At 31.3% G+C, this 13,735-nt stretch carries 13 protein-coding genes and 1 pseudogene; 1 reads left to right on the top strand and 13 read right to left on the bottom strand.

Going from position 1 to position 13,735, the window contains the following annotated elements:
* The first annotated feature begins 21 nt into the window (after nucleotides 1–21).
* Nucleotides 22–1,207 (top strand): annotated as a pseudogene (locus tag NNH57_RS26150) (acetate/propionate family kinase).
* 26 nt (nucleotides 1,208–1,233) lie between these two features.
* Here NNH57_RS26150 and NNH57_RS26145 read toward each other — a convergent pair.
* The 13 genes from NNH57_RS26145 to NNH57_RS26085 all read right to left on the bottom strand — a co-directional run bounded on the left by NNH57_RS26145 (nucleotide 1,234) and on the right by NNH57_RS26085 (nucleotide 13,593).
* Complete coding sequence (locus tag NNH57_RS26145) at nucleotides 1,234–1,674, bottom strand: SRPBCC family protein (protein WP_074409945.1); 441 nt, start codon at nucleotides 1,672–1,674, stop codon at nucleotides 1,234–1,236.
* Nucleotides 1,675–1,821: 147 nt separating this feature from the next.
* Nucleotides 1,822–2,370: a DUF1697 domain-containing protein gene (locus tag NNH57_RS26140; RefSeq protein WP_108807607.1), complete on the bottom strand. Its 549-nt coding sequence runs from the start codon at nucleotides 2,368–2,370 to the stop codon at nucleotides 1,822–1,824.
* Nucleotides 2,371–2,395: 25 nt separating this feature from the next.
* Nucleotides 2,396–2,914 (bottom strand): hypothetical protein, encoded by a 519-nt coding sequence (locus NNH57_RS26135; RefSeq protein WP_074409943.1) that lies wholly within the window; start codon nucleotides 2,912–2,914, stop codon nucleotides 2,396–2,398.
* Nucleotides 2,915–3,134: 220 nt separating this feature from the next.
* Nucleotides 3,135–4,571: a serine hydrolase gene (locus NNH57_RS26130; protein ID WP_074409942.1), complete on the bottom strand. Its 1,437-nt coding sequence runs from the start codon at nucleotides 4,569–4,571 to the stop codon at nucleotides 3,135–3,137.
* 2 nt (nucleotides 4,572–4,573) lie between these two features.
* Nucleotides 4,574–5,011: a MarR family winged helix-turn-helix transcriptional regulator gene (locus NNH57_RS26125; RefSeq protein WP_074409941.1), complete on the bottom strand. Its 438-nt coding sequence runs from the start codon at nucleotides 5,009–5,011 to the stop codon at nucleotides 4,574–4,576.
* A gap of 77 nt (nucleotides 5,012–5,088) precedes the next feature.
* Complete coding sequence (locus NNH57_RS26120) at nucleotides 5,089–5,520, bottom strand: hypothetical protein (protein ID WP_108807608.1); 432 nt, start codon at nucleotides 5,518–5,520, stop codon at nucleotides 5,089–5,091.
* Nucleotides 5,521–5,541: 21 nt separating this feature from the next.
* Nucleotides 5,542–6,330: an MBL fold metallo-hydrolase gene (locus tag NNH57_RS26115; protein ID WP_108807622.1), complete on the bottom strand. Its 789-nt coding sequence runs from the start codon at nucleotides 6,328–6,330 to the stop codon at nucleotides 5,542–5,544.
* Nucleotides 6,331–6,880: 550 nt separating this feature from the next.
* Nucleotides 6,881–7,279, bottom strand: a complete 399-nt coding sequence (locus NNH57_RS26110; protein WP_074409939.1) for a GlcG/HbpS family heme-binding protein — start codon at nucleotides 7,277–7,279, stop codon at nucleotides 6,881–6,883.
* A gap of 133 nt (nucleotides 7,280–7,412) precedes the next feature.
* Nucleotides 7,413–8,252, bottom strand: a complete 840-nt coding sequence (locus NNH57_RS26105) for a helix-turn-helix domain-containing protein (RefSeq protein WP_108807609.1) — start codon at nucleotides 8,250–8,252, stop codon at nucleotides 7,413–7,415.
* A 161-nt stretch (nucleotides 8,253–8,413) separates the two neighbouring features.
* Complete coding sequence (locus tag NNH57_RS26100; protein ID WP_074409937.1) at nucleotides 8,414–8,905, bottom strand: DinB family protein; 492 nt, start codon at nucleotides 8,903–8,905, stop codon at nucleotides 8,414–8,416.
* Nucleotides 8,906–9,257: 352 nt separating this feature from the next.
* Nucleotides 9,258–10,655: a glycoside hydrolase family protein gene (locus NNH57_RS26095; RefSeq protein ID WP_074409936.1), complete on the bottom strand. Its 1,398-nt coding sequence runs from the start codon at nucleotides 10,653–10,655 to the stop codon at nucleotides 9,258–9,260.
* Between the two features lie 203 nt (nucleotides 10,656–10,858).
* Nucleotides 10,859–12,271, bottom strand: a complete 1,413-nt coding sequence (locus NNH57_RS26090) for an AraC family transcriptional regulator (protein WP_108807610.1) — start codon at nucleotides 12,269–12,271, stop codon at nucleotides 10,859–10,861.
* Nucleotides 12,272–12,351: 80 nt separating this feature from the next.
* Complete coding sequence (locus NNH57_RS26085; protein WP_108807611.1) at nucleotides 12,352–13,593, bottom strand: S41 family peptidase; 1,242 nt, start codon at nucleotides 13,591–13,593, stop codon at nucleotides 12,352–12,354.
* Nucleotides 13,594–13,735 lie beyond the last annotated feature (142 nt).

Here is a 13,735-nt window from a genome sequence, read left to right as displayed (position 1 = left end):
TACTCTTAATTATTAAAAAATATGCAAATACTTGTACTAAATTCTGGAAGTTCGTCTATAAAATTTCAACTATTTACAATGCCCTATGCAAAAGTAGTTTGTTCTGGGTTAGTAGAACGTATTGGTTTAGATAATGCTAAAATTTCTTATGCATCCGAGATACATGACATTGAAAAAACTGTGACTGTTAATACTCACAAAGATGGGCTACAATTAATTGCCAGCTACTTGATGGATGATAAAGTAGGAGTGATCCGATCGGCATCAGAAATTCATACTGTTGGTCATAGAGTAGTTCATGGGGGAAGCACTTTTGCAGAAACGGTTGAAATCACTGAAGAAGTAAAACAAAAAATCAAGAAACTTTCTGCATTGGCGCCATTACATAACCCTGCAAACCTGGAAGGAATTTTGGTTGCCGAAGAAATTTTTTCTAATGCACAACAAGTAGCCGTGTTTGATACAGCTTTTCATCAAACTATCCCTGTAGAAGCTTATAAATATGCGATTCCGAATAAATTTTTAGAGAAACATAATATTAGAGTATATGGTTTTCACGGTACCAGCCATAAATACGTTTCAGAAAAAGCTATAGAATTTTTAAGGAAAGAGAAATCCAAGGTTATTACAATTCACTTAGGAAATGGATGTAGTATGACTGCGGTTCGGGATGGTAAAAGTATAGATCATACTTTGGGATTTGCACCCATGAATGGATTGATTATGGGAACACGATCAGGAGATATTGATCCTGCAGTAATCTTTTATATGGTTAACTCCTTAGGATACTCTCTAGAAGAAGTGAACGATCTTTTACAAAAAGAAAGTGGAATGTTAGGGTTAACAGGATATAGTGATTTACGAGATATTGAATCTGCAGCAGAAAACGGAAATAAAGATTGCCAGTTAGCACTACAAATGAATGCATATCGTATCAAAAAGTTTATAGGAGCATATGCTTCGGTTATGAATGGCTTAGATGCTATTGTATTTACTGCCGGAATAGGAGAGAACTCTGCTTTGATTAGAAATTTGGTGTGTAAAGATCAAGAGTTTTTGGGCATTCGATTAGATGAAGAAAAAAAACAATATTCGATCTAAAGAAATAAGGGATATAAGTTTACCTTCTTCAGAGGTGAAAATATTAGTTATTCCTACTAATGAAGAATTAGAGATTGCCAAACAATCCTTCGAATTATTAGCATAAGAGCAGTATAAAAAAGAAAATTAACATTATTGTCGTTCAGCAAACTCTTTAAATTGTCTAAGCCATTTTTCTGCTGGTTTTCGATACATACTCGGAAATAAAATAGCCATCAATTTTGGCATAACCCAGTTTATACGAGTGTATTCGTATTCGAATTCATATTTTGTTTTTTTATCGTCTAAGGCAATAAAATTACATTTCATGGTATTGTCCATATGTTTATGATGATAACTGGCTTCAAATGAATGCGGGAGTTCATTTTTGGTAATTGTTTCAGTCAACTCCATATCATGTTTTCCGTGTTTGTAATACATTTTAGAAACAGCGCCAACTTTACCGTTTTCTCCACTAATCAACTCTTTTCTAATAAATCCATCCTGATATTCTTTAAGATTATCTGGGTTCGCAAAAAGCTCAGCCACTTTATGTAAAGATTGATCAATCTCTATATAACCTTTATGTTTCATCTGTTCTTTTTTATTGTTTTTTAAATGTCAGATGGAATTACGCCATTGAACATCTAGGTTGGTATCAACTCAATTGTTATGGCTCATTTCATATCAATTTAGTTTTAAATTGTAACAAGATAATTAATATTATTCTTTATTCGAGACTTAAGAATTAATTTCAAGTTTTTTTTCTATTCGTTTGATAGTATTCCAGTTACGAGTTGTGATCTGTTTGCCAAAATATCGTTCGAGGGCTTCCATTCCTTTTGGTGTCTTGGTTACCGAAAGATCTAAGACACTTATTATTGTTTTGTCGATCTTATCAATAATTTTGAAAGCATTATTATCATTTGTCCATGGTAACTGCAAATCGGTTTTAACATCTTCCTTCAGGAATGAAACATACAATCGAATGTCTTTCGTTAATAATATATCCTTAAAAGGATCTTTATCTAATAAATGATAGATTGTTTCAGATTTTCTTATGATAGTAGGGATAGGAAAACCAAAGGTTTTTTCTAAATGATCAGATACCATTTTTTCAAGACTCTTTACATCATCTTTTGCCGAGTCAAATATTATATTTCCCGAGTTAAGAATTGTAATCACTTTTTCGAAATTCAGTTTTTCTATTTCTTTGCGAAGGTCGGCCATAGGAACTTTGTGATGACCACTTACATTAATTCCTCGTAGAAAAGCAACATATGTATTCATTTATTCGAATTTTATGTTAGTGTTTTTACTCTTTTTTTAATTCGTGTTTTAATTTTTTGGTATAATCAACAAACTTTTTTCCCATCATCTTATTTGCTTTTAAAGTCAAATCAACTTTATTTTTATCAGTATCTAACCAAAGAAAGAGTTTCTCTTTGTGAAAATAATATCGATCTTCAATTATTATAGTTTTGTTTGCATCAAATTCTTCATTATAGATAGGTATGTTGTAGCGATATTGCTGGTCAAATGCAAAAAATAACTTTCTGTTTTTAAAATAATATTGAGTTATATTTTTTCCTGTTTCTCCAAATTCAATGATTTCGATTAGCCTTAAATCTTTGTTATCTAAATATGCAGTTACAAGCCCTCCTTCTGTCGTATTTAATTCAATTTCAGGGGATTTTTTTACATAAGAAGTTATATTGTTTCTTATCGTCTTATACTCAGATCTTATTTCCTCCAAGATCGTTTCTTTGGATTGTGCAGAAATCAATTCTAACCCAAAAAGCAAAAGAGTCGATATAATTATTGTTTTTTTCATAATTGTCAACGGTGTTATATATAAAGTAACATCTTGATAATTGAAGTCTTTTACTATAAATGTATTAAAAAAGCGTAAGCTTTGGAGGCTTACGCTAAATTAGTTGTTTTTAGCATTTCATTTCTTGTTAACCGTATAAAATTTTATACGTTTTCAAATTGGAAAATACTTTTTAAGATCTGAAATAAATTTTATGTTTTCTATGAGAATTCAGAGAGGTTTAGATGTTATTTTCTGATAATACTTTTAGTTTTTCTTTTGCGTTTTCGTTTTTGGGATTCAGTTTCAAGCTTTTTTCATAGCTTGTTATGGCTTTTTCTGTATCTCCATTTTTCATATAAGCTTCACCAAGAGAATCATAGGCATCATATGATTTAGGAAAAGCATATACTTCTAGTTTAAAAAGCTGAATTGCTTTCTTGTAATAACCTCTTTTTATCATTTCATAACCTTTGGAATTTAAATCCCTTTCAGATAACTTTTCTGCTGTATCTTTAATCATATTTTTTGCGTATTCAAAACTCTTTTCAAAACAATTACGTACAACTTTTTTTGTATAAAAATAACTATCGGTCATTGGTGTTGATCCGGCAAGAGTTTTTTGTATATAGAATCGAGCGTCTAAAAAACCTTGATCTGCATCTTTATTTGTTAAAATGATAACCGTATAATTTTGCTTCTCATAAATTCGCCATTCACTTCCTACTCCAAAATGCCCTCCACTATGACCATACATTTTTGAATCAACTAAACCAGGAAATTGCATACCATAGCCATACCACTCCTCATCAGATTTTTGAGTTTTCATTAGGTTAGTATGCTTTATATCTAATAATTTGTTTTTCCTAAAGGCGTAGGTAAATCTATATAAGTCTTCAATAGTTGTATAACCACCACCTGCAGCGCTTCCTCTAACAGTACCCATGAAAGTATTTTTTTTTAACTTATTTGGGTATATATCAGATAAAGTATAACCTTCTGCTGCATTTTCTATAGGATGATCAATATCATAAAGCCCAGAATTAGACATTTTAGCAATAGAAAATATATTCTTTTTTATGTACTGTTCATACGATAGCTGTGAAACTATTTCTATAATTCTGGCAAGTAAAATATAATTTGTGTTCCTATAAGAAAATGTTTCATTAGGCATCGACTCCATCGGTTTGTTTTCATATAATGGAGCCAAATCTTGCATGCTTCGATATAAATCTTTAGATGTTTTTTTTAGTTCTTCAGAAGCAAAATAGTTAGGTATACCACTTCTATGAGTTAGCAGAAGCCTAATTGTAACAGAATCTCTTACAATTTGATTTGGATAGTTAGGAATAAATTTACCTACAGTATCATCAAGAGAAAGCTTTCTAGCCTGGATTAACTGAAAAATTGATACAGATGTAAATGATTTTCCAATAGAAGCATACGAAAATTTTGTATCTATATTGTTCGGTATTTTATGACCTAAATGAGCAAAACCATATGCTTTCTTTACTACTATGCTATCATTTTTTGCTATTAAAACAGCTCCGCTAAATCCATCTAAAGAATCGAGATATTTTGTTATTCCTATAGTGTCAAAATCTTTTGATATTGTTTTGTTTTCTTGTTTACAAGAGAGTAGAATAAAAGTAATAGTAAATAGAATTATCTTTTTCATTTTTATTGATTACAGTTGATTGTTATTTTATTAAGTATTGTATATAATTGGTTCAACTCATCCTCTGTGATATTCCTAAGGGCGGTATTTCTGTTAAGTTGTATGGTTGGACTTAAAATAGTTAATGTTTCTTTTCCTTTAGTTGTAATTTCAAGTGATGAACGTCTTTTGTCTTTATTGTTGATTCCTTTTTTAATGTACCCTTTTTTCTCCATCAAATTTAAAATCCTTGTAATAGAAGCATAATCTTTAAAGACTAAATCACCGATTTCCATTTGGGTTAAACTGCTATTGTCATTTAAAATAATTAGGATTAAAGCTTGATCAACCGTGATGTCTTCAATGACTTTCGAAATATTTCTGTTGCACAGTCTTCTATAAGCTTTAATGGCTTGTTCAATAGAATATAATGTAGTGGTTGTGGGAGTATTAACTTTCATTTATTTGATATATCAAATAAAATAAACCAGATGCAATTACTTTTATTTATACACTGTATTAGATTAAGTAAAGTTTTCTATTCCCCTCTTTTTTTATTTTCTGATATCTTCATAGCTATTTTTCCACCGATCCATGCCATAGGAATATAAGCGATAACTATATCTGCAACGGCAAACCAGGTAGGGCCGGGTAGCATATAATTAACCATGATTCCGCCAAATAAGAATAATCCACCAATACCTAATGAGAATTTCATTTTATGGCTTGCAGCTATTAAACCAGCAATCGTTGCACCGGTAAGAGTACCCAGAGCATGAGCCAAAAAAGGAAAAATAAAATGTTCGAACCCTAAAGATGGCATAACGGCTGTGAGAGCATCCATATCATTGGGATCAATTCCTTGTATAGGAATTAATTTATGACCAGCTTTGATGAGAGCTATATTGATAATACTACCTCCTAACCATGCGGCAATAACAGCTAGAATATTTTTAAGTATTGAATTCATAGTTGTCTTTTGTGGTATGCATTAATAATAAACATCGTTATCTGCTAAGTTTTCTTTAGTTGCCTGAAACTCTGTAGGATCATGATAACCAAAATATTCAATTTCTTTTCCATGTTTTTTCACTATTTCCCTTATTTTTTGAAGGCTTTCTTTTCTCATTTCATTATCGACAGCTCTTATCCGTGCTAATTCATCTACGGGATGATTCAAATCAGATATCTCATCTCTCAGGTAATACGCATCTCCTACATAAAAAATCCACTTTTCGTTTTCTTTAAATGTTACTCCGCAATGTCCTAGTGTATGGCCAAACAAAGGGATTAAGTAAATTTCGGTTTCAAAATCTAAATCAACTTTTCGGGCAGGGAGTCCAAACCATTTGCTATTACTTTTTTCGTACAATTTTATTTCCGGATTATGTGCCAATTGTTGGGGAAGATACCTTTCGTTTCCACTTTTAAAACTTTCGTACTCTTCTTTAGCAATATGAATTTTCATATCAGGAAAATCGGCAAGCCCCCCAATGTGATCGGGATCAAGATGAGAAACGATACAATCTTTAATTTTTTCAGGACAAAATCCTAACTTTTGTATTTGTGCTATGGCAGTACGTTTTTCGTCAAATTTAAAACCTGTAAGCTCTATCAATTCCTTTCCAAGTTTTTTTTCAGGGTCTTTGGTCTCTGATAATCCAATCCCAGAATCAATTAGCACTAATTGGTTTATTCCCTCAAGGAGTAAACAATGCCCAATTGCAGATCCCATTGGTGATTCGATTTGAACACAGTTTAAATGATGAATTTTGATCATAGGCTTCATTTTTTAGACATGTGTAGTAACATACTTGTATACATTAATTGCATGGTTAAACACCTAATTTAGTAATTAATTTTTATAAGATGTTGATAATAAGCTTTCTTTTACCGATCAAATCAATGTGTGGAAATAGAATTCAGAGTCTAACTTAACCAAACTACAATACGATATGGGTATAACGAAGTATCCTATAGATATTTTTTTATTTGAGTTTAAGAATGTTTAAAAGTGTTCTATATGGGTAGAAATGCGGTATTCTGGTTTTTCCAATTTCTATAATGTGAAGGTTCATTATATGCGAACGATGGATTTAAATAATTTTTTGATTAAACAGTAACCATTTTATTTACCAAACAGAATTATTAACTGATGCTTTTATTTCGTTTTGTTATATGTTTTCCAGGCTTGCATTGCTCCTGTACCGCAAAAGACTAAAGCAAACGTGCCAATAAATTCGGCAATATATTTTTTCATATTATTTTTAAAAAGAAGAGAGGAGAACTAGCATGCTAATTCTCCTCTTTTTAGTACACTACTTAAGATTTTAGATTGCTGATGCTCCAGCTTCTGCAACTGCATGGTCATTCTCAACAGAACTTCCACTTACCCCAATAGCACCAATAATTTCACCGGCCGCGTTTTTAATTGGTACACCTCCAGGAAAAGTAATTAAACCGTTATTAGAATGTTCGATGTTGTACAAAGCACCTCCAGGTTGAGATAATTCTCCAATGATTCCCGTATTCATATCAAAATAACGGGCTGTCTTTGCTTTTTTGATTGATATGTCTAAAGAACCTAACCAAGCTCCATCCATACGAGCAAATGCTACTAAGTTTGCTCCTGCATCTACAATTGCAATATTCATTTTTGTATCTATTGCTATAGATTTTTCTTTTGCTACTGAAATGATTTTTTCAGCCTGTGACAATGTAATATTCATTATTTTATGTTTTAATTTTTGTTATAATCTTAGTACAAATGTACAGTGTAGATGGTCTTACTCAATTACTAAAACAGTTCAATAACTTATGAAAAAAGGTCAAGTGTAAAAATGAAACGAAAAAAATGAAATATCATTTAGAAATTTCTTTGGGGCTGACCCCAAATTTATTTTTGAAAGCTATGCTGAAGTTTGAAAGATTATTATACCCAAAATCAAGATATATGTCTGATGGTGTTAGTTTGCCTAGTTCTAACGTTTCTTTTGCTTTTTGAAGTCTCTTGTCTTGTAGCCATTTTCCGGGAGATGTTTTATATTCACTAATAAAATGACGTTTGAAAGTCGATAAACTCATATTACATAAAAATGCAATTTCTTCTAGTTTTAAATTCGAATGTATTTTACTTTCGACAATTTTTTTAAAGGGAGAAGTTTCCTTAACTATTAATGATTTTAGATATAGCTCAAACTTTTTTCCGTATTTATGAATAAGGTACAGCATAATTTCTTCAAATTTTACAGAAAGTAGGTTTTCTATAAAAACTGTTGGTGCATCACTAATTGTTGATAATGAGTTTAAATATGAAGTTATGTATGCATCATTCCTAATTGCAAAATATGGTACTTCTTCCTTTACTATTTGTTGGTGTTGAATGTGTTTTTCTAAAAAATCCTCAAGTATTTTTTCAGAAAAAAATAAAAGTTTACAATAATAAATAGCATCTGTATCTAATAATTCTGTCCAAATCCAATTTCCTTTTTTAAGAAGTAGTGATTGATCTTTATTTACAGTAACTGATGTTCCTGCAAAGTGCACTTGCTTTTTTCCAACTTGTAAGAAACTAAACATGTGCATATTTAAATTGACCTTAGTTTTAATAGTATCTTCGGTCATTTTAAAGTCGTAAACAAAAAGATCTGGTTTGAGTTTAGGGGTATTAATATATAATTCTGGTATGTTGTCTATTGGCATATGATAGTATTTCATAAGTCATCGCATAATTCAACCTCTTTCAGGGAATAAGATTTTTGCGACTCTAAGATCTAATAAGGCTATTTTTATATGGTATAGCTATTTTCGTTTTTTATGTTTTGCTTTTTACACATTATAGAAACGTATTGTTACAGTCTTTATTAAATGTATCTTTCTTTAATACTATTTATATGATGCTTTTCATGACCAATAATAGATTTTAGAAAGTCTTCAAGAGTAATTTCATATTGTCTAGCCATACCTTTTATTAGTAATTGATTTTCAGACAATGTCTCAATAAAACTAGCAGATGCATTCCGTACATTAACAAAGTCAGTTATTAATTGTTTCAGAGTTAGTTCTTCAAAACGACTATTATTTACTAACAGATTTTGATCATAGCCCCATAGTTCTATTGATTCATTCCTGCTCATTAAAAATGCTCGAAATATTTTTATCCTTTCATGATCAGTTATATGTCCAACAATTTGTTTAATACTCCATTTAGTAGGAGCATAGCGATAAACAGCTTTTTCTTCACTGATAGAATTTAGGAATATAATTGTTGATGACGAAGCAAAGAGTGATCGATAATTCATATCCTTTACAAGGTCATAATAATATGGGAATCCAGCTTCGGGAGTATATTTCATATCTTACTTTAATGATTTTGTTCAATAATACTGCGACAGTTAGCTCTTTTAATCTTTAAACCCTTTTCTATATAGCAAAAATACTATAATCTTGTATTATCACATAGTTTAGAGGATCAACAAATCTATTCACAAAAGTTATGTTCCCAAATTGATTATTGAAATACTTGTGATATAACCGAAATTAAAATTGATGTTATGAAAAATACCAAGGGAAGAAAGGATAATATTAATCATAGAAATGATTAGGGATACATTTTGAGAATTCAAAAAACATAAACACCAGCATTAATGGTGTTTATGTTTGTGAGTAACACTCTTTACTATATTTTTGAATGATGGATATTAAACTTTAGCTAATCTTACAATTTCCATTACCATCCGGACTCATCCAATTACCTTCGATAGTATCTCCATCTGCGAGTTGAAGTAAAGCTTGTCCTTTTAATTGACAGCCTTGATTCCATTTAGAATCAACTTCATATATCATTGAAATCCCATTTGTCCCTTTAGGAAAAGTGAATGTTGTTTTTGGGCCATTGGCTTTAATCGCAACCGCTTCTATCCAAGTCGGATTAGCAGCATTCAAATTCGAAGTATAATTAAATTTAATATTTCTTCCTGAAGGAGGCGTTGTAATAGAATTTGTTAATGTTACTTTTACAGCTGTTGGTAATCCTGATGATGGAATAGCAGATCCTTTTACATATGGGTTATTTTGATCACAAGGAGCAGTTCCCATTGTATTTCCTGTACTACTAAAAGATGTTATTTTAGAATATTCGGTAATTATCGAATTTGCACCATGACCAGGAATTTCGTCACCGCTTGTTGTGAGCATTCCCCATCCCGCATTTCGTTCGTAATATCTAAATGCAAAGCCACCCGAAACGACATCTGCCATATTTATTGGCGAACCCGATCCCGATTGCGGAGTGAGTTTCGTACCTCCATACAAATAATCAACTTGTTTCCAAGTTCTTGGAGAGACAGCCCTGGGGTTTGACCCCATTTCGGTAAAAGTTATCGGTACAGGGTTGGTACCTTCAAATGCTTTTGTTAAAGTATAGTAAGCACCAACTTTTGCTGCAAGTGTTCCTCCTGCCCATCGCTCACAATTGTAACCCAAGAAATCAAGACGCTCAGAAGAATCCCCACACATATATGCCTTAGCTGCTGGTATAGTGAAATCAGGATCATCACGAAGTGCCGCTGTAACAGGAACAACACGAGGGCTGCTTTTTGCCATATAGGCTTTCAAGTATTTGGCTCCGGCTCTAATTTTGTTTGGAATATCATAACCTGGATTTTGACCTCCTGTACCAGGATCAATTGTTTCGTTTCCTATTGAAAACCCCAGAACATTCTGGTATTTACTGAATTCATCAGCAACCGCCTTCAGCCTGGCATTATAAATTGTAGGACCGTCATGTACTGTGGTATGATCCACAGCTCCTACTAACACATAAATTCCTGCAGCAGCCAGGGCATTCATTACTTGTGTGTGATCTTTTGTTGGATCAACTTGATACACACGAATGGCGTTTATTTTCATATTAGTGAACCCATAAGTTGTTGTAGCTTTCAATAAATCTTGAATTGTAGTTAGATTATTGTCTGAAATTGGATCTACAAAATCTGTAGGTTGGTAGCAAACTCCTTTAGGTGCCCACTGATCTGTACCGCACATAAATAGATTATTAGAAATCGTAATAGGCGTAATGTTTGATGAATTGATGCTTTGTGTCATAGTTTGGTTTTAATATTGGTTATTGTATGAACCAATATACTAACCCAAAATCAATCTTACATTAGTATAAGTACCTTAATATATAAGTACATATACGGTAAAATCTCTTTAGCTATTCCTAATGATTGTCTTTATAATACTTGTTTGTTTGACTTCCTTCGAAAGTGGAGCAATTAATCGTATACGTTGTGATATGTCGTTTTTTATCCTTCGAGAATCTCTCTGATTTCGTTTATAAATTTTAAGGATTCAGTTTCAATTTGTTTTGTTAAAATATTGGTATTGTCAAAATTAGGCTTTTCCACTATTTTATGATCGATAATCAAAAGACTGTCATTAATTGATTCTGCTAGATGATAGGTATTCCAGCTACTACCTTTAAACATCTCCCAATACTTTTTTCGGATACTTTTATTTTGACCAGATAAGCATATTGTAAAACACATCATTTTATGATTAAAGATGATAACAAATTTCAATTTTTGTTTTTTTAACTCCTCGGTAGTTAAAGAAAAATAGGAAAAATCTGGATTACCTTGATAAATGGTCCCTAATCTAAAGACCGTAGCATATTCTCTATGAAAAAAAGTTCTTAATTTTTTCATGTACCCTATAAGTTGGTGATAATCTAATTGTACCTGATCTTGCTTGGCTGATCTGCTGTGATTAGAAAGATCCTCTTTGCCAGATGTCTTGATATTTTTACCATGTTTTTCGATAGGAATACATATATCTACTATAAATTTTTGTTCAGGATGCGTTTTATGATCGTTAAGGTACACTTCAAAATAATCTCCATCTCTAAACCTATAATCGTTATCTAGTACCCATAAAGACATAGTTTTCCATGCTTTTGAGAAATCTTTTGCTTCAATCTCAAAATTTCCAACGGCGTAGTTCCCTTTTTGGATCACAAGAGGTCTAATTTCTCCTTCGGCTTTAAATTCTCTATTAATTGTTACACATGCACTATACCTTACTTTTGAAGTATGGGTAACGCTTGGATTATCATGATAAATGGTAATAGCTTTAAAATCTGAGATTGGAAACATTTCTTTTTTGCTCCCCCATTCTATCAATTTCTGGTACATATTGCCAATTTTATCAAACTCTCCTATATGCATTATGCCAGCAAGTTTTATTTCTTGTAGTTCTTTTACGGTTATTTGTGCATTCATTTCAATCCATTTTTTAATGTTATCAATGCTACAAATGTATTTTTCGGTTGTAAAAGGTTCTATACCAATCTTGCTAAGTATATTTTTTCCCTGGGTTGTAAACCTGGTAGGGCTAACTCCGTAATACTTTTTAAATGCTCTTGAAAATGAACTTTCACTATTAAAACCATAGTTGTAGGCAAGTTCCTTTATAGGTTTATTAGCGTCGACAAGCAGGATCGAAGCAATACGTTCTATTCGTTTTCTATTAATATATTGATTTAAATTTTCACCAATAATTGTTGAAAAAACTCTATGAAAATGATACGATGAATAATGAGCTTTTTGGGATAGCCGTTCGAGTGATAAGTTTGTATCGAGATTCTTTTCTATGAAATCCAACACATAACTAATTCGTTTAATATATTCTCGTCTTGTTTTGTTTATTTCGGTTTGCATTTTTGTTTCATTTTTCCAAATGCTATAACACTCTGGTCTTTGTTTATCATTATTGTATAGCCAATTGTTGCAAGTTGGTTTTATTCTTTATGCTTAATGTAATTAAGAAGTTTTTTTCGTCTTTCCTTCTCACTAAAAGCTTTTATAATTAGATCAGGAACTGTTTTTGTTTCATCATTAGCGCTTCCATCAGGGTTTAATCCCATTTCTCCGGTAAATCTAATAACAATTCCACTATTAGGAAGCGTTAATAGTAATGGGTCTGTCCCGACTCCATCTCCACTTGTTTTTTCCCCAGCAACAGTTGCAAAGTTAGTTGCCTTACAGAAATATGCCAATGCTTCTGAACTAGAAAATACTTTACCATCTACCAAAAGATAAATCTTACCCGAATATTTTCTTTTGTTAGAAACAGGATCTATTGTTATATGTTCTCTTCTAAATAAATAACTACCATCTTTTAATTCTTTTGGCATATTGGGTAATCCAATTTCTTCATAAGCGATAGTATTTTCAAAATAGTTTGGTTTAAATTTTTTTAACCTATCACAATTCTTAAAACCATAGACTATAGGGTAGGTAATGGTATCATCAATTAAATAGGGAATCATATTTTGCAACCAATATTCTGTACTACCACCATCATTACCTTGTATATCTATTATTAGGTTTTTATAATTATATGCTTTGTTAAAAAAATGCTTTAATGTATCAGCATCTTTCTCTACATAATCATAGCTAAATGATTTTACATTGATAATTGCAGTTGATAATGAATCTATAAAATCGATTTCAACATTTTTAGGCGTTTCTGTATCTGTCTTGATTTCGTTAATGTTGTTCTTATTAGCATTATTGTTACGTTCTGGAAAGAAAAGTTCGCGATTAATCTTTTTCCAGTATGCAGAACGAATAACATCTGATTTTTCTAATTCTTCTACATAAACTGAATATATAGAATCTTGAGCTACTCCTTGTTTATATGCATCATAAAAATAGTTATAAATTATTGTTGGGTAAGCATCTGTATGGCCATTATTTAAATCATTAAAAACTCCATTAAGAACTTTAAAAAACTCTTTGTTATTCTTTGTTTCCTTTATTTGTTTGCTATACTTCCTTTTATTTGAAAGCCAATCGAGATTATGTACTCTTTTATTGATTCCAAAATAAGGATAAGAAGCCCGAAGTTCGCTATATAAATAGTTGAAATCATCTAATTTTTCAGATTGAGATAGTTGTTTAAATTGTGTTTGCCCTAATAATGTTAGACTAATTAATAGGTTTAAAATAAGAAGTATATACTTTTTTTTACTTGACATTTTTTAATTTTTTGATTGAGAAAAATATTTGCTATCTCTCAAAACTAGATGCGAAAAAAGACAGATTAAAATAATTGTGATAGGCGTAGGTGTATATGTGATATGATTTATTAAAAATGTGATGAACCGTGTTGATCACAAA

Source organism: Aquimarina spinulae, assembly GCF_943373825.1.
GTDB lineage: Bacteria > Bacteroidota > Bacteroidia > Flavobacteriales > Flavobacteriaceae > Aquimarina > Aquimarina spinulae.
The sequence above is the reverse complement of the archived record's forward strand: the minus strand, read 5'-3'. Positions and strand labels throughout refer to the sequence as shown.